The 17,155-nt window shown below is 49.1% G+C and carries 17 protein-coding genes, 1 pseudogene and 3 riboswitches; of the genes and pseudogenes, 3 read left to right on the top strand and 15 right to left on the bottom strand.

Annotation, left to right across the window (positions count from 1 at the left end; genetic code table 11):
- Positions 1-41 precede the first annotated feature (41 nt).
- From A372_RS0109005 to gcvH, 10 genes and pseudogenes are all read right to left on the bottom strand, one after another.
- A complete protein-coding gene (locus A372_RS0109005) occupies positions 42-1,562 on the bottom strand; it encodes a sensor histidine kinase (protein ID WP_019420510.1) in 1,521 nt (506 codons plus the stop codon).
- Complete coding sequence (locus tag A372_RS0109010; protein ID WP_019420511.1) at positions 1,559-2,242, bottom strand: response regulator transcription factor; 684 nt, start codon at positions 2,240-2,242, stop codon at positions 1,559-1,561. Before A372_RS0109010 ends, A372_RS0109005 begins: the two co-directional genes overlap by 4 nt.
- A gap of 735 nt (positions 2,243-2,977) precedes the next feature.
- Entirely contained in the window at positions 2,978-3,289 is a 312-nt protein-coding gene (locus A372_RS0109020) for a hypothetical protein (protein WP_019420513.1), read from the bottom strand.
- A 65-nt stretch (positions 3,290-3,354) separates the two neighbouring features.
- On the bottom strand, positions 3,355-3,828 hold the full coding sequence (locus A372_RS0109025) for an NUDIX hydrolase (protein WP_019420514.1): 474 nt from the start codon (positions 3,826-3,828) through the stop codon (positions 3,355-3,357).
- A gap of 57 nt (positions 3,829-3,885) precedes the next feature.
- Positions 3,886-4,101 carry a hypothetical protein gene (locus A372_RS0109030; protein WP_019420515.1) on the bottom strand — a complete coding sequence of 72 codons (216 nt, stop codon included), beginning with the start codon at positions 4,099-4,101 and terminating at the stop codon, positions 3,886-3,888.
- Positions 4,102-4,115: 14 nt separating this feature from the next.
- Positions 4,116-4,580 carry an aminoacyl-tRNA deacylase gene (locus A372_RS0109035; RefSeq protein ID WP_019420516.1) on the bottom strand — a complete coding sequence of 155 codons (465 nt, stop codon included), beginning with the start codon at positions 4,578-4,580 and terminating at the stop codon, positions 4,116-4,118.
- Between the two features lie 160 nt (positions 4,581-4,740).
- Positions 4,741-4,809: pseudogene (locus A372_RS37290) on the bottom strand (GNAT family N-acetyltransferase); the annotation flags it as partial.
- Between the two features lie 65 nt (positions 4,810-4,874).
- Positions 4,875-5,483, bottom strand: coding sequence for a hypothetical protein (locus A372_RS0109040; RefSeq protein WP_019420517.1), 609 nt, complete (start codon positions 5,481-5,483; stop codon positions 4,875-4,877).
- Entirely contained in the window at positions 5,467-5,673 is a 207-nt protein-coding gene (locus A372_RS0109045; protein ID WP_019420518.1) for a hypothetical protein, read from the bottom strand. Before A372_RS0109045 ends, A372_RS0109040 begins: the two co-directional genes overlap by 17 nt.
- A gap of 560 nt (positions 5,674-6,233) precedes the next feature.
- Positions 6,234-6,623, bottom strand: coding sequence for a glycine cleavage system protein GcvH (gene gcvH / locus A372_RS0109050; protein WP_019420519.1), 390 nt, complete (start codon positions 6,621-6,623; stop codon positions 6,234-6,236).
- A gap of 186 nt (positions 6,624-6,809) precedes the next feature.
- Positions 6,810-6,922, bottom strand: a riboswitch (glycine riboswitch).
- Between the two features lie 193 nt (positions 6,923-7,115).
- Positions 7,116-7,210: riboswitch (glycine riboswitch) on the top strand.
- Positions 7,211-7,319: riboswitch (glycine riboswitch) on the top strand.
- An 87-nt stretch (positions 7,320-7,406) separates the two neighbouring features.
- Between gcvH and gcvT the strand changes: the two genes are divergently transcribed.
- The 3 genes from gcvT to gcvPB are packed head-to-tail and all read left to right on the top strand — an operon-like array spanning position 7,407 to position 11,338.
- Entirely contained in the window at positions 7,407-8,510 is a 1,104-nt protein-coding gene (gene gcvT, locus A372_RS0109055) for a glycine cleavage system aminomethyltransferase GcvT (RefSeq protein ID WP_019420520.1), read from the top strand.
- 21 nt (positions 8,511-8,531) lie between these two features.
- On the top strand, positions 8,532-9,884 hold the full coding sequence (gene gcvPA / locus A372_RS0109060; protein WP_019420521.1) for an aminomethyl-transferring glycine dehydrogenase subunit GcvPA: 1,353 nt from the start codon (positions 8,532-8,534) through the stop codon (positions 9,882-9,884).
- The gene (gene gcvPB, locus A372_RS0109065) at positions 9,881-11,338 is read left to right on the top strand and encodes an aminomethyl-transferring glycine dehydrogenase subunit GcvPB (protein WP_019420522.1); all 1,458 of its coding nucleotides are present in this window, start codon (positions 9,881-9,883) and stop codon (positions 11,336-11,338) included. The genes gcvPA and gcvPB overlap by 4 nt, the downstream gene beginning before the upstream one ends.
- A 322-nt stretch (positions 11,339-11,660) precedes the next feature.
- Here the strand turns inward: gcvPB and A372_RS0109070 are convergent, their stop codons facing one another.
- The 5 genes from A372_RS0109070 to A372_RS33660 form a co-directional block, all read right to left on the bottom strand.
- Positions 11,661-12,647: a phosphotransferase enzyme family protein gene (locus A372_RS0109070; protein ID WP_019420523.1), complete on the bottom strand. Its 987-nt coding sequence runs from the start codon at positions 12,645-12,647 to the stop codon at positions 11,661-11,663.
- A gap of 188 nt (positions 12,648-12,835) precedes the next feature.
- The gene (locus A372_RS0109075; RefSeq protein ID WP_019420524.1) at positions 12,836-13,717 is read right to left on the bottom strand and encodes a GNAT family N-acetyltransferase; all 882 of its coding nucleotides are present in this window, start codon (positions 13,715-13,717) and stop codon (positions 12,836-12,838) included.
- A 346-nt stretch (positions 13,718-14,063) separates the two neighbouring features.
- Positions 14,064-15,671: a PASTA domain-containing protein gene (locus tag A372_RS0109080; protein WP_019420525.1), complete on the bottom strand. Its 1,608-nt coding sequence runs from the start codon at positions 15,669-15,671 to the stop codon at positions 14,064-14,066.
- A 118-nt stretch (positions 15,672-15,789) separates the two neighbouring features.
- Positions 15,790-16,887: an NAD(P)H-dependent flavin oxidoreductase gene (locus tag A372_RS0109085; protein ID WP_019420526.1), complete on the bottom strand. Its 1,098-nt coding sequence runs from the start codon at positions 16,885-16,887 to the stop codon at positions 15,790-15,792.
- A complete protein-coding gene (locus A372_RS33660; RefSeq protein WP_019420527.1) occupies positions 16,874-17,140 on the bottom strand; it encodes a hypothetical protein in 267 nt (88 codons plus the stop codon). The genes A372_RS0109085 and A372_RS33660 overlap by 14 nt, the downstream gene beginning before the upstream one ends.
- Between the last annotated feature and the right edge of the window lie 15 nt (positions 17,141-17,155).

Raw genomic sequence — 17,155 nt, forward strand, 5'->3', positions numbered from 1 at the left:
TTAATACAAGCCACACCATTTGTATAGATGTTTTTCTTATGTTAATTGGGGGATAAAGGAAGCATAATCATAAACGCAGCCCCTTTGCCTGCCTCGCTCTCCACGTGTATGATCCCGCCATGTGACTCTACAATCGATTTGGAGATGGACAGCCCTAGTCCTGCTCCTCCGTTCTTCCGCGTACGGGAATAATCTTTCCGATAGAAACGATCGAACACATATGAGATATGCTTGTCGTCGATGCCGATCCCGTTATCCTTCACCGTGAGCTGTACCGTATCACTTGTTCGTGTTAGCGCCAGCGTAATGATCCCCGATTCTGGCTCTGTATGCTGTACGGCATTGTAGAACAGATTGAGAATAACCTGCTTCATCTTATCGGTATCGAACCGGCACATCACATGATCGGATAGTTCGAATTCAACATGTCGGCTGCCAGCTAATAAACGCAGCTGTGGCTCCATGTCTTGAATCAACTTATCCAACGCGCCTTCCGTCAGTGCAATGTCAGGTGTCCGATCAAGCTTGGCGAGCAGCAGCAAATCCCGTACCAGATGATTAAGACGCTCTGATTCGCCATACATGCTGTGCAATGCTTTTTCAAGCTGCTCGGGCTGTTGGGATGCGCCGCGCAGCAACACCTCCAAGAACCCATGGATCGAGGTCAGCGGAGTCCGAAGCTCATGAGACGCATCTGCTACGAATTGACGCATCTGTTCTTTCGCTTCCTTCTCCGCTTCAAATGACGCCCGCAGCCGCTCCAGCATGCGATTGAACGATATCGCTAGCCGATCGATTTCTTGTTGACCCTGAATCGTATTGAACCGTTCATCCAGATTGCCCGCATTGACGTTCTCCACGGCATGTACCATGTTCGACAACGGATGCAGCGTTCTTTTTAGCACAGGCAAAAAGGTCAATAATCCAGCTAGCAGCGCGAACACTGCAAGCACGATAAAAATGAGCAGCTGTCGTCCCAGCTCGTCTTTCATCGGGCCCGTACCCGCACTAATCTGTACGATTCCTTTCACCATCCCACTTATCTGAATGGGGTGCAGCACCACGATTTGCTCCTCACCTTCAGCATTGCGGACCACTTGATACCCCAGCCCTTCCCTTCGCGGGGCAGGATTCGATTGCAGCAAACTGTTATATTCCTCATCTGATAGACGCGGAGCCGCTCCCGCGCTCTTCCATTCTGACAGAACGGAGTAGCTGCCGTTCTTATCGATGAACGCGATCGAGACTCCCGGCATAAATACAACGGGAGGCGTTCCTCCATCCTGACTCCATCCGCGGCCTGCCTTCCAGCCTCCCCGATACCCTTTATTAGGAACAGGCACGCCGGCCTGCCGCCACGTTTCCGGAGGAATGGACATAGCCTGATTCCGCAGACTTTCCGCCTTGTTTTGATACGTAAATTGACGCATGAACACATATTGGAACAATCCGATCAGAACGAGCAGAACGGCCAAAATGAGCAGCGATCTCGACAGTAGCTGCCAACGCAATGAGCCGAACAGTTGGCGTCTCTTGCTCCCATCCTTGCTTAACCGGATCATGTAAGATCCACCCGATACCCGACGCCCCGTAGCGTTCGAATCAAGCGATGCTCGCGATCGTGCAATTTCTCCCGCAGCGAACGGATATAGACTTCCACGATATTCTCGTCACCACCGAAGTCGTACCCCCACACCTTGTCCAAAATAACCAACTTGCTCACCACAAGCCCGTGATTGCTCAGCATAAACTTTAACAGCTCATACTCGGTTGGCGATAGCTCCAACACACGGTTGTCCATGCTGATTTCCTTGCGTCGATCATCGATGCGAAATGGCCCGAGGTTGACCTCACCTACAAGATGCGGAAATTGGTTCCGGATTCTTGCATGGATGCGGGCCAACAGCTCTGCGAAGCTGAACGGCTTCACCATGTAATCGTCCGCTCCGAGCGTAAGACCTCTGATGCGATCGTCGACTTCATCTCTGGCTGTCAGCATAATGACTGCCACTTGATCCATCTTTTTGAGCATACCGCATACTTCAAAGCCGTCCATCCCTGGCATCATGACGTCCAGAATGACGACATGGGGTTGAAATTCTTTCATCAGCGTAATGGCCGCGATTCCATCTTGACTCGTCCTTACCTCGAACCCTTCGTTCACAAGCCCAAGCTCCAGAAATTGCAATATATTCGGTTCGTCATCCACAAGCAATACTTTAATTCCCTTCAACTGCTGCATAAGTATCCTCCGCCCCCGATGTCTAGTGGCACCATTATACAACACCGATATGAAAAAAACCTGAGCGCAAGCTGAAAGCCGCCTGAATGACAGAATCAGCTCAAATAAAGGAGCATGCCGTTTTTTTCCCGAGCCGCAGTGATGTAATAATTCTGATTATTCGATCCCAACAATATTCGTCCCCTTCATAACCACGCAGTAAAATTTGATCATTGGATGTCGTCTTTGCTCACCACTGTTCCTATAAACACGACGCTGGCGTGACCATATCCCTCGCTGCATCCTGCATTGGATTTCGTACAGTAGAACAGCAGCGTACACCTCTTTACAACGGGTTGCATTGGAGTTTATCCAATGCTTTGGCACTCATTCAGCAGCATTTGCTGAGGCATGTCCAAATCCACTGCACAAAGTACAGTCAATTGCCATTTAGCCGCCCAATCCGTACATTCTGCTGTATATATTCCAATGGGGCTTGCTCGATCGTCGAAGGTTACCGCTTCACCAAGCATCAAGACGTCATAACGAAAAGGCCTCCCCTTTAAAGGGAAGGCTTGCGAAATGGAGGAGTTATATTTAATCATTATATGCTTCCACATCCGATTGCATAACATCCATGAGCCATTCCTCAAGGCTATGAAAAAGGCTTGTTCTTGGCCAGATCGGTTCCAACTCCCTGTCCCCGCTCCAAGTTAAAAAAATGAACTTGGACATAGATACAAGATTCGAATACTATCATTTCCTGCTATACGAGGAGACGAAGCAACACCACCACACGATGGTGTACAAATAGCCACACACTACATAAATTGCCCATAATGAGCCTAGGAACAACTGGTTAACCAAGTATTCCAGTTCTGTCATGCCTTCGCTTCTTCCGAGCGAATTCAAGAAAAAAACAATGAAGCCGCTGATGAGAACGGCGACATGAATCCACGACATCAGCGTTAATCGCCTTCTGCATATACTATACACGCTTGCCGCTAAACTGATGCCTAAAATTGTGTAGCTCAACGCCCATACCCACGCTGCATTTGTGGCCCACATTAGACCCTTCCTCCTGTTTATTCAAAGTTTCAATACAATTGAGCATTCTAACGCCACGTAAGTTGCTATAATGTCTTTCCAGGTTCGATTCTCTCAAGCAGGGTATACGGCTTCGTCTCCCATACTTCGTATGGAATGTAGCGGCCCTGCATGGCGTCCAAGATTCGTGATTTAAAATGGGGCCGCTTCACAAAATCATCAATATTCGCTTCGGATAATTCGATAAAGCGCGCTGCCTTTATTTCACTGTCCTGCTTGACGATATCGCCGCGGACATGGTGTGCACGGAAGACGACGGACACAATGTCACTCGTCTGATTGAAATAAACCCCTGTAATCCCGAGCGGTTCAATGATGATGCCCGTCTCCTCCTCGACTTCCCGACATACTGCTTCATGCAGAGGTTCACCTTCCTCCACTTGTCCCCCTGGCATCTCCCACGTATTAGATCGATTATGGGTTTGCACGAGCAACGTATGTCCCGCTTCGTTCTGAATCAAAGCGGAGACGGCTACGATGTGCCTCGGCACATCCGACATTACAATTCCCCCCTCATAGATGATGTTAAAAAACGGCCACTTTAAACACGATATGCATTATTCTGGCTTTACGCTTTCAATAGCCGCGAAGAAAACGTCCAAAAGCTCTTTATCGAACTCTGCTCTCACATACTCACCTATCTGGTCCAATTCTGCATCCGTTCCATATTCCAAAACCGGGCGCCCTTCGCACTTCAATACGGTACAATTGAACTTCTCTTGTACTTGCTCGATGACAAAATCCTGATCCACTAACGTCATTGGTCCCTTCACAGCAGCCTACCCCTTTATTTTCTTATTCTAGCAATCTTTCCAGCATTCATGTTCAACATTTCTTCGACTTCGATGCGAACTAATGAGTTAGGCGATCCACCGCCTGTATAGATACATTCCAATTCGGTTACTTTAGGGTCGATCAAAAACAATGCATCATATCCAAAGGAGGGCACTCCACCTGCAGGATAGCCTGTTCTCTCCAGCACCTCCGCTTCTTCAGCCAGCCTCGGTCGATCGATGTCGAGCGCTTTGCTTACTCTCGAAGTGCTTGCCCGGTCCTTTCCATGCACGATCGCAACAATTAATCTGCCTGCGTTATCTATCATGCAAATGTTTTTGACGAATTGATCTTCCGATCCGTTTACAGCAATAGCCGCGTCTTTCACCGAGTGGCAAGACTGCTCCAACACCAAATGCTCGGCTTTCAGTTGATTCGCAGCAATAAACTCATTCATTTTTTGTTCAAACTTGTACATATTTATTTGACCTCTCCTTAGCTGGAATTCAAGTTCACTAAGACCTCGCTGCCTCAGTCCTCGCTGCTTTTCGTTTTCTTATTTATATTCCATCCATTACCCTCCGCCGCAAAAAACTGATGTTGCGATGTTCCTGCCCGGTGATTAGTCTTCAATACAGAGCCTTTTCCATAGATAGCGCTAACAGCTTTGTGGCATAGCCTTTGCGCCGCTCAGACGGTCGAATACCATTGTAATGTCGGACTGACTAATTGCAAATCGTCCACAATAACATCCCTATAATTCTCTGGTTCATCATTGCATATTCTGTATACTCTCTAAATCACCTATATTAATTACCGTTATCTCATCGTCACAGGCAAAATCGATAAAGTATAGACTTTTCTTATCCCCCGTCTTCAAAGCGGGATCATTGAAATCTACCGTTTCTAATTCATTTCCGTTCTTCTTTACGATATACGTTATTCTTGTAGCACCATAAGAATCAGAAAGATTAGCATGCTTCTCACCATAATTAGCCAGAAGTTGTTCTAATGAATCTCCTAAACCAATTTCTCTGTACGTTTGAAATCGATTCGATTGATTATCATTAATGGATAGGAAAAATTGGACCACGACATCATCTCGATAAGCGATGCGCAATCCGCCATATTGGTACAGGTTAAACTGGATTTTGTCCTCTTTGCCGTACAGCTCCGTAATTTCTTGTTTAGTCATGCCTATATGTAACAAGTCTCCCGTTTTGGTGTCTATAATTTGAAGGTCGTCGCTTGTATATTGGTCAGGCTCGTATTGCGTTTTTATGACCGCTTCACTATCATCGGTGTTGAGAGATACAGTGAATAGCAATATTAAAATAATGATGCCAAAGATGCTTGAATGCAGTCTAGTTTGTCTGTTCAATCGAATTCTCCTCAAGCATCACTCCGGGTACTTCATCCTCTTCCATCGCCACAAAATGATACTCGTCTCCCGGAATTTTAAGCAGCTGTCTCGCTGATTGGTCTAAGCCAATCGGTTTAAACAAGACCTCATATAGTAATTCCTCAGACTTGCTTATTTCTTCTGCTTTGCTTGTTAGTTTGTAGTTCATACACCTTACATCCATTCTAGTAATTTTTAAGGAGATCTGTCTTTTAGCTCTTTCCGTCTGTTAATTAGGTCGCAAAGTTTACCAGCTGTCTTAACACAGTATGTCCTCTTTTCAATTATAACAATTTTTTTCATAAATAGAGCAACTTCATCAACATCATTATTAGTGTAAAATGATAAGTCAATTCCTTCAATCTCAAATCACTGTATCGTTCGTGATCGTCTTCCTCGTTCATTTCTTTCTTAATATATGGTATTTCTAAGTTTTTTAAGCTTATGTTAATCGTAACCTTGTTCAGTATTTCTTCTTTACTAACTTCGAATTTTTGGTCAGAGATGTAGCCAAATTCACTGTACAGAATACAGTCTATATGCCGTTAGCCGCCCAATCCGTACACCCTGCTCTATATTTTCCAATGGGGCTTGCTTCGACCGTAGTAGTTCTTATATATGATTCCAGACACCACGCTCTATATCCTTTCTTGCGAATGCAAAAACACCCCCCACTGATCGCATAACGCGATTACTGGGAGGTGTCGCTTGCTATCTCGCTGCTTGTGCTTAATCGATAAGCTCCTGATATTTCTCCGCGCTTAACAAATGCTTGAGCGCTTCCTCCATGCTGCCTTCGATCTCGAGTTCGGCAAGCCAACCACCGTCGTAAGGCGCGCTGTTCACCTGTTCCGGCGCATCCTCCAGCCCGGTGTTCACCTTCGTAATCTTTCCGCTGACAGGACAATACAGCTCCGATACCGTCTTTACCGATTCAATTGAACCCATGCTGTCACCCGCAGAAAGCGTGGAACCGATTTCAGGAAATTCAATAAATACGATATCTCCCAATTGAGCCTGTGCATGATCGGAAATTCCGATGCGTACGGTGCGTTCATCGACGACGAAAGCCCACTCATGTTCTTCGCTGTACAATAAATTCTCTTTCACTTCACTCATGCTAACGCCTCATTTCTTCATCATAATTGTAGTTGGTAGTGTAGATACGCATGTAAAAAAAAGACAAGAAAAGGCCTTATTCGCCCTCTTCTCTGTCCTCGGTACCTGAGAGTTTGTGCTCGATCCTGCCGATATGGACACGATCGAATTTACCCCTTGGGTGGCTAATGCGCTCTCCAGAGCTGCGTCAGATGACGGTACATGTACCTGAGAGATTAATTGCCAATCGGCAGGTTGGCAGCTTGCTCCTTCGGTGCCGGCACAAGGAACCCCGTGTCGGTCTCTCCCAATCATCTTCATCCGCGTTGTATGAATTTAACAAGGTTGCATTTTACATCAATCTAGGTTGTTCAAAAACACGCATCTATAGCGTAGTTCAGCCTTCGATATATGTCAATATTTCGGACAACATTTTTTTCAATCCGCAAAAAATGGATTGACAATGTGTGGAAGCATCAAGTAATAATGTAGGTATAACAACTGCACACGCGAATGATGGTAAGGGGAGAGATTACCGCACTCAGGTAACGCCGAAGGAGTAAGCCCATACGGGTGAATCTCTCAGGCAAAAGGACTTTTACCGGACGCATCTCTGGAGAGAACTCTTTCACTAGAGTCACCCAAGGGGAAACTCGGAACGTTCGCGTATGCGAATGCGCGAGGTAACTCTCAGGTACAAAGGACAGAGCGGAAGGAATACAGTAGGCGCAGGCATGCTGGCTTTCTTCTGCCTGTCTTTTTATTTTATCAATACCTAACTAATAAGACGATCGAGGTGAAGTCATGTCACAGTTAAAAAGAACACCGATATTCCCGTTATACGCCGACTATCCCGGCGCTCGCTGCATCGACTTCGGCGGATGGGAACTGCCGGTGCAATTCAGCGGCATTCAGAAGGAACACGAAGCCGTCCGCACTCAGGCAGGCTTGTTCGACGTCTCCCATATGGGCGAATTTATGGTAAGCGGTTCTTCGGCAGAAGCCTTTCTGCAGCACGTGACGACGAACGATGTCACCCGTCTCGTCGACGGGAGAGCACAGTATTCCCTCTTATGCAATCCGAACGGAGGCGTCGTCGACGATATTCTCATTTATCGGCTGGCTGCAAATCATTACATGCTGGTGGTCAATGCTTCCAACATTGACAAGGACTTCGCATGGCTTCAAGAACATCTCCCTGCCGACGTCGTCCTAGAGAATAAGTCTGACAGCACGGCATTGCTCGCGCTGCAAGGTCCTAATGCGCAAGCGATCGCGGCTCATGTTACGGACGCGCCGCTGGCTGAGCTGAAGCCTTTTCAATTTGTGACGGACGCTGCCGTCTGCGGCGTGCGCGCCTTGATTTCCCGTACCGGGTATACCGGGGAAGACGGATTTGAGCTGTATGTAGCAGCAGAAGACGCGCCTCAGGTATGGACAGAGCTAATGAGAGCAGGCGAAGCGCACGGGCTTGTACCTGCTGGGTTGGGAGCGCGTGATACGCTGCGGTTCGAAGCGAAGCTTCCGCTATATGGGCAAGAAATATCGGCCGACATTTCGCCGCTTGAAGCAGGACTTGGTTTCTTCGTCAAGCTGGATAAGGGAGACTTCATCGGACGGGAAGCACTCGCCAGCCAGAAGGCTGATGGGCCTCGCCGCAAGCTTGTCGGAATTGAAATGATAGACAAGGGCATTCCACGCTCCCACTATCCTGTATTAATCAACGAGAATCCTGTTGGCGAGGTAACGACGGGAACGCAGTCCCCTACACTCAAGCGCAATCTAGGCCTTGCCTTAATTGATGCCGCTTACAGTGAGCTGGATACGGAAGTAATGGTCGAAATTCGCGGGAAGCAGCTGAAGGCCCGTGTCATCAAAGCCCCATTCTACAAAAGAGCGACGAACTAAACAGAAGGAGCGAATCCAACTATGAAGCATCGCTATATCCCGATGACGGCACAGGACCAAGCGGACATGATGAAGGTCATCGGCATCTCCTCCATTGAGGAACTATTTCAAGATATCCCTGCTTCCGTTCGCTATCCGGGCGTTCTGCCGATGTCCGAGGCGCTTGACGAAGCAGCCCTGCTGAAGCATATGAAGGAATTGGCGGATAAGAACGCCGACTTTGAACGATATACCAGCTTCTTGGGCGCCGGTCTCTATGATCATCATGTGCCTGTCGTTATCAATCACGTGGTGTCCCGTTCTGAATTCTACACGGCGTACACCCCGTATCAGCCTGAAATTAGCCAAGGTGAACTGCAGGCCATCTTCGAGTTTCAATCGTACATTTGTGAATTGACTGGTATGGCTGTGGCCAATGCCAGCATGTACGACGGTGCTACTGCTCTGGCAGAAGCAGGCGCACTGGCCAGCGGAGCGACGAAGCGCAAGGAACTCATCATCTCGCGCGCTGTCCATCCGGAAGCCCGCCAAATCGTGCGCACGACTGCGCGCGGTCTGAATCTCGATGTCGTGGAAGTCGATTACAAGGACGGCGTCACCGATCTGGAGGAGCTGCAAGCTCTTGTGTCGGAGGACACCGCAGCCGTCATCGTTCAATCGCCGAACTTCTTCGGCTGCATTGAGGATTTGCGTGCTATCGAGCCGATCATTCACAGCAAGAAAGGATTGCTCGTCGTCAGCACCAACCCGATCACCTTGGGGCTGCTGGAAACGCCGGGCAAGCTGGGCGCGGACGTCGTGGTCGGCGATGCGCAGCCGTTCGGCATTTCCGCTTCACTTGGCGGCCCGACATGCGGCTTCTTCGCAGTGGCAGAACCGCTCATGCGACGGATGCCGGGACGGATCGTCGGACAGACGAAGGATATCGATGGCAAACGCGGATTCGTCTTGACGCTGCAAGCCCGAGAGCAGCACATCCGGCGCGAGAAGGCAACGTCCAACATTTGCTCCAATCAGGCGCTGCTTGCGCTGTGCGCATCCGTTTATTTGTCGACAATGGGCAAGACAGGAGTTCAGCAAGTCGCGAACCTGAATGTGCAGAAGGCTCATTACGCCGCTGGCGTATTCGCACAACAATCCGAGCTCGCGCTCGCTTTTGACGCGCCTTTCTTCAATGAGTTTGTCGTTAAGCTGCCTGATGGCGCAAATATAGATGACGTTCAAGCAAAACTGCTGGATAACGGTTATATCGGTGGATACGACCTGGGCATAGCCTATCCTGAACTGCAAGGTCATATGCTCGTCGCCGTTACCGAGCGAAGAACGAAATCCGAAATCGATCAATTTGTGAACCGATTGGAGGCATGTCTATGAAACCGGACAAAAAGCTCATCTTCGAACTCAGCAAACCCGGACGTGTCGCCTATTCTTTGCCTGAGCTCGATGTTCCCGAGGTCAATCTCGGAGAACTGATTCCCGAATCTATGCTCCGCAGTCAACCTGCCGAGCTGCCTGAAGTGTACGAGGTTGATGTAATCCGCCATTATACGGAGCTTTCGCGCCGTAATTTCGGCATCGATAATGGCTTTTATCCGCTTGGTTCCTGCACGATGAAGTACAATCCGAAGATTAACGAAGATGTAGCCCGCTTCACCGGCTTCGCGAAGATTCACCCGTATCAGCCGGAACAGAGCATCCAGGGAGCATTGGAGCTGTTATATACGCTTCAGAACGATCTCGCCGCGTTAACAGGCATGGACCAAGTGACGCTTCAGCCTGCGGCAGGCGCCCATGGCGAATGGACGGGCTTGATGATGATTCGCGCCTACCACGAGAGCCGTGGCGAGACCCGGACGAAGGTCATCGTGCCAGATTCCTCGCATGGTACGAACCCAGCCAGCGCAACGGTTGCCGGCCTCGAGACGATTACGATTCAGTCCGACGACAAAGGACTGGTTGACCTTGATGCGCTCCGTGCTGTCGTCGGTCCCGATACAGCCGCGCTTATGCTGACGAATCCGAGCACGCTCGGCTTATTCGAAGAGCATATTGTCGAGATTGCCGAGATCGTCCATGAAGCAGGCGGCCTTATTTACTACGACGGCGCGAACTCGAACGCGATTATGGGCATTACCCGCCCGGGAGACATGGGCTTCGACGTCGTGCACTTGAACCTGCACAAGACGATGAGCACTCCGCATGGCGGCGGCGGTCCGGGTGCAGGACCTGTCGGCGTGAAGAGCAAGCTCATTCCGTTCCTGCCGAAGCCAATCGTGGCCAAGAAAGAGGATGGAACGTATGGATTAAACTACGACAGGCCCGAATCCATCGGCCGCGTTAAAGCATATTACGGCAACTTCGGCATTCTCGTTCGCGCCTACGCGTATATCCGCACATATGGGCCGGAAGGGTTGCGCCAAGTGTCTGAATGTGCCGTGCTTAATGCGAACTATATGATGCATAGACTGGCGCCTTATTACGAAATCCCTTACCCTGGCGTGTGCAAGCACGAATTCGTCATGTCAGGCAGAGGGCTGAAGCAATACGGTGTCCGCACGCTGGATGTCGCCAAACGTCTTCTCGACTTCGGCTTCCATCCGCCAACCATCTACTTCCCGTTGAACGTCGAGGAATGTATGATGATCGAGCCAACTGAGACGGAAAGCAAAGAAACTCTCGACTCGTTCATCGACACGATGATTCAAATCGCGCAGGAGGCAGAACAGAATCCGGAGCTGCTGCTCAATGCGCCACACAATACAGACGTTAGAAGACTTGACGAGACGCAAGCTGCACGCAAGCCGGTCTTGAATTGCGCATGTAATTAATAAATAAGAGGCTGCACCTTTGATTGGAATGTGAACTTTCCCTGTCAAGCGGACAGCACTAAAAAAGCCTCGATTAAACAACCTTAGTTCGGTATTGTGCCGGGCTAAGGTTGCTTAGTTTCTTTTGAAAACGTCCATTGTTATCGTCAGCAGGGTCTAGTCCGCCAGCAACTTGAACGTATTCGCCATACCTCCAATAAGAACACCGTTCATCCCATCCAACACGATAAATAATCACATATCTAGTTATATGGAATAAAAAAAAGAAACCTTGACCTCTGCGGTCAAGGTTCTTTCTGTGAATCGGAAGCGACTAACTCCATTACAATTCATAAAATATCGGCCGCTCCCTTAAAAATGGAGTCAGGGTGTTTTGGCAAAATACCGGCATCTTCTCCCGCATCTTTGGATGAACCGCGCTGTTCATCATATGAAACGAATAGTAGCCGAGGATGTGCAGCAGCATGAACCCTTCGAGCAGTTCCAGCGTACCGCTTCGGGGGGCAGAATACTCCGATGCATACCCCTCCATGAAGTCATCCCGTGCCCGGGAAGGAACACTCAGTGCGCCGGCGGCCCCATCATACAAAAAATAGCCTTGTCCGTACAGGCAATAATCAATGATGGTGAATCCCCGTTCAGTCACAATGACGTTGCCTCTGTTGATATCGGCATGGATAATCCCCCATGTGTCGGGACTGCGCTCATAGGTCTGGAGACGGGAATTAATCATTGCGAATGCTTCGCTCACCGTGTCGTAATCCGCTGAAGTAAATATACCGTGCTCGCGGCCGAACTTCAGCCGCTCCAGCATGGCTCTGTTCTCACCGATGCTGGCGTAGGCAGGTCTATCACAAGCGAGATCTGATGCATAGCCGCTCGTATAGCGGTGCAGCATGCCGACCTGCTGTCCGTACTGAAGGACATTATCCCTCGACGAGAAATCGTCCAGCTGAGAATCCCGTCCCTCCAGCCACTGCAATACCGTGCACTGGATATAGGTGTCCCCGCAAGCAACCCGGGTAACAAATTCTCCCTCTCGATTACGGACAGGCTCCTGAACGTTCAATGCGGAGTTCTCTCCCAGCGCTTGCAGCAGCTGCATCTCCCCATTCAGTCCAGCCTCGGAATGCTGCAGTCCATGAAGCTCGTCATGGACAGGCTTATGAATCCGCAGCAGATAGGACAACCCACTGACTCCGTCAGTGATCTTATACGTCAAATTCTCATTGTGACGAATAAACTCAATGATTGGCGATTGTACTGCATAAGACGACAATGCTTCGGTTGCGATGGAATGATTATCCATCCGCATCACCCTCTTTACTTGAATAGTATCGGTCTGCATTCTGGCCAGGGAACATCCTTGACCCTACCCGCCCAGCCATGCAATCGTTACTTGGTTGTGAGAAGACTCTGTTCACAATCGGGCGAGACAAGGATTCTAGTATACTTCAAGATTCTACAACCGTTGAGGAGCAGCCTCTTCTTCAATGGTTATGAGTGCAGCTCGATACGGTAATGAGAGAGTACACGTCTCTCAGTAAACCCGGCTTTTTTATACAGATGAATCGCCTTCTCATTATGCATATCGACACATAACGAGATTTCTTGAATCCCCTTGTCCTTAAAAAGAAATTGTAGGGCGTGTCTCAACAGTGCTTCCCCCATGCCATGGTGACGGTATTCCGGCGAGACCGCAATAAATTCGATATTCCCTTCCTGGAATTCCAGATTGGCTTCCACATAAACGTACCCTTGCAGCTTTCGATCCGCTGTCGTAGAGACGAACACTCTATGATCGGAGTTGCATCTGTTCAGGATAGTGCGTCCGTCATAATAAGCCGATGGGAAGCAAGCCTGGTGGAGATGGACAAATGGCTCGTACATGTCTGCTTGAATCTCTTGAATATCCACCCCGGCTGCGGAATGTTCAGATAATAGAGATGGCGTGGCGAGAAGAATGAGGTGCTCTCCTCTGTTCTGCCCCCCGACACGGCTCATGAATTCGGCGGCATGCCGATGATTCGCATCATAAAATCCCGATATCGCGTTCACCTGCTCCTTCACCACAGCTACAGATTGATGCCACAGCTCTTTAGCCACATCCAACCAATCTTCCGCTCGTATGAACGGCCCCCACATCTCAGCTGCCCGTTCCTCCTCATCGATGTCGAAGCCGATCGTCCCGATTATTTCTCCAGCTCGATAAGCTGTCCAGAATGTTTTGCCAATGCTGTCAAAAGTATCATGCAAGGCGGATTCGATTTCTTCCTTCTCCGTCCCGCAATACCCTACATGATGTGTCTCTTCCTTATTGAGATCTGCAATAAATTCAACCAACTCGGCAGCATTGCCGCCAGGACGAATCGTAATCATTTCAACCTATCCTTTCCTTTTCAAATTGTAGATGACGTACTTTAGTTCTGTTGGATTTCATCCATTAGTTTGAGGTATGAGATGCGGTGACAAGCTGTTTCATTGGAATGAGTCCAACAGATTTTCGTTCAATTCGTATTGAGGCTATGATTCAGCATCATTTGATTGGAAGATTTCCAATCAAGTGGCGCTATTGTGTTGAAATGAGTAGATTCTACTGCACGTTATCCAATGGACGCAATGGGAGGCAGCATGAAGCATTGCAACAACGCTAAAACAAGACAAAAAAAGGAACTGGCTTGCAATCCATCGTCTTGCAAAGTCAGTCCCTCTTCACCATGCCTTATTATTTTTTCTCACGGCTGATATAGAAATTGACACGGTCGCCTTTCTTCGCTGCAGCACCTGCTTCAGGCTCTTGCTTGAACACCTGACCTGGTGCTTGCTCCTCATTGTTCTCGAGGACGAAGCTATACCGAAGGCCGGCCGCGAGCACCGCCTTCTCCGCTTCTTCCTTCGTCAGACCGACCAAACTCGGCACCTGACCCTCCATAACCGGCTCTCCCGAGGAATCCGTCGCTGTACCCGTCTCGCCTCCATCAGGCGTTGTTCCTGGCGTCGTCGTATCTGGTGTCGTACCCGGAGTAGTCTCAGGAGTCGTGTCTGGATTGGCATCCGTGCCTGTATCCGTGCCTGAACCGGCATCCGGATTCGCAGCAGCGCCTGAATTGTCCGGCTTCGTGCCGGTTGTCTTGTCGCCAGAGCCCGTTCCGGAAGATGAATCAGTAGATTGTCCGCCATTCTTCGACCCGCTGTTATCCGTCGATGTTCTGTCGTCAGTCGATGCTTCAGGCTGATTCGAGCTATCGCTATTTTCGTTATTAGTTGCTTGGCCTTCATCGGACGGTGTTTCCGTTGCATCGTCCCCGTTCGCCGCCGGAGTGGAATCCGTATTCTCGCTCGTCTCTGCAGGAGAATTGTTATCCGTTATAGCTGCCGTCTCATTCGACTTCGATATGGAGTTGGCCCAGAGCACGGCGCCGCCGAGAACACAGACGAAGACCGCGGCACAGGCAACAACGAGCAGCATTTTACTGCGCCCGACTTTGTCCGATCCCGATTCTGCATTCGCAAATGGACTATTAGCTTCTTCTTCCGTCTCATAGTCGTCGTAATCTTCATCATCTGACTCGTCATCATCTTGTAGATTCGAGACAGGTGCCGCAGCCGCTGAAGTCGGCTGCATCCGCGACAGGACAGGACCATTCGGCTGATCCATAATCTCGCGCAAGGTCACCATGAAAGAGAACATGGACGAATCCCCTGAATATACGCGTCGAACGAGACCTAGAACCGCTTCCTTCTGAGTAGGCGCCAAATCCTTCAAGGCGGCTGTCAAACGGCTCTCATACGTGTCGTAGTTCGCCGGAACGTTCAAATGCAGCGTACTTAATTGATACATTAAATAGCATAAGCCCATCGTTCCGAATTGCCCCGGCTCTGCTTCCGTCCAATAGTTCATTATCATAATCTGATTGTCTTCAGTAATCCATAAGTTCTCTACAGTAATCGGGAACCGGCTAATCTGTTCCTCCATGGCGTCCTGGATGCTCTTACCCAGTTCGTACACCATCGACAGCATCTTCTGTGAGCTTAAAGCATGGTGCTGAATATATCGCACGAGCGGCATTCCTGTATAGGCAGAGAATACGACAAAGAAATTTTGCCCTGATGTTCCTGCATTAAGCATATGGAAGAAACGATTATTTGAAAAATGAGACACCTTACCGAAAGCGCGCTTGCTTTCTTCGGCTTTCCCCGTTCCCGTATTTTCGACAAGATAAATAAACACATCTCTCTTCAAGGATAGATCTATCGCTTCATATAAGACTCCGTCTGCTAAATGTAGAATGACCTTGCAAAGTTCATATCTTTCCCCAATGTAAGCACTCATTCTCTTGCTCCTTCACGATTCATCGTTGTTAATAAAATATCTCTTTTGTCATTATGAAGGATATGGGCTGATTTTGCAAAGATTACAACAATCGATCAATTATTTTCACAAATCTCCCTTATTTCATCTGATGCACAACCTCTTGCCAGCGATGAATCAGCTTCTCAACAACATCATGTGCAGTTGTCCGCCGGCCGAGTCTCGCTGCCTGTCCTGCCCACAGCGACAAATATTCGGGATTGGATTGTCTCGCTGCCTCCTGCCGAATATCTCTGGTCAACTGATTCATTATTGGATAGGGCGGCACATGCTCGGCATGAGGCTGCAGCTGACGGATGAAGTCGTTCACGATGCCTCTTGCCAGCTTTCCCGAAAACGTTCGTGTAACGATAGTACTTCGTTCATTAGAAGACAGTACCGCTGCTTTATAGGCCTCATGAGCACCGCTTTCTTCACAGGCAAGAAACGCGGTGCCCAATTGGACACCCTGCGCGCCCAATGCCATGGCAGCAGCCATGCCCCGCCCGTCCATAATGCCGCCGGCTGCAATGACGGGCACAGATACATGATCCGCAATGAGCGGTACGAGAGCAATTGTGCCGACTAATGAATCTTCACAGGCTCCGTGGAAGGTGCCCCGGTGTCCGCCTGCTTCGCTCCCCTGAGCGACGACGAGATCAACGCCAGCCGCTACCAGAATTTGTGCTTCCTTAACATGGGTGGCTGTGCCGATGACGACGATTCCATTACTTTTCAACTGATGCATTATTTCCGGCGAAGGAACGCCGAACGTAAAGCTGAACACCGGTACTTTCTCTTGAATTACGACCGACAGCTGCTCTTCAAAAGACCGCTGGTAGGCATCGTAATCAAAGACGGCTTCACTAGCCCCTGCCTCTTGCCCCCCTGCCATATGCAGCCGTTTCCGAATGGAAGCGAGCTGTGTCTGAATTGGCTCCTGCACGCAAGGAACATCCACCTGCGCTTCTGGAACAAACAAATTTACGGCGAACGGCTTGTCTGTTAGCGACTTTATTTTCTGAATCGCTTCCTTAATATACTGCGGAGACATGTACCCGGCCCCGAGCGTTCCGAGCCCGCCCGCATTGGATACTGCCGCCACAAGAGCCGGCGTCGTTGCCCCGCCCGCCATTCCTGCTTGAATGACGGGAAATCGTATCTGCAACCGTTCCGTTAACGTGTTATATCCATTCAAATGTAACACCTCCTTTCATTACATCATGGTCATTCAACAATTCAGGAAACACATATATAGGAAACAAATGAAAGCTTACATAATTTTTCTTGATTTGGGCGGAGCCAAAGAATCCCTCTTCACTAGGCTTTAACGGATGCTTTTTCGTGTTTACATAATAAGTACTGAACGTGTCTTGCTTGACCACAAGCGATTCCTCGTAAGCCTGCAACAACAGCTTCAGTTCAGCAAAAACATTCTTAAATTCATTCATGCCCTATCGGCTCCT

Source organism: Paenibacillus sp. OSY-SE (genome assembly GCF_000283315.1).
Taxonomy (GTDB): domain Bacteria; phylum Bacillota; class Bacilli; order Paenibacillales; family Paenibacillaceae; genus Paenibacillus_B; species Paenibacillus_B profundus.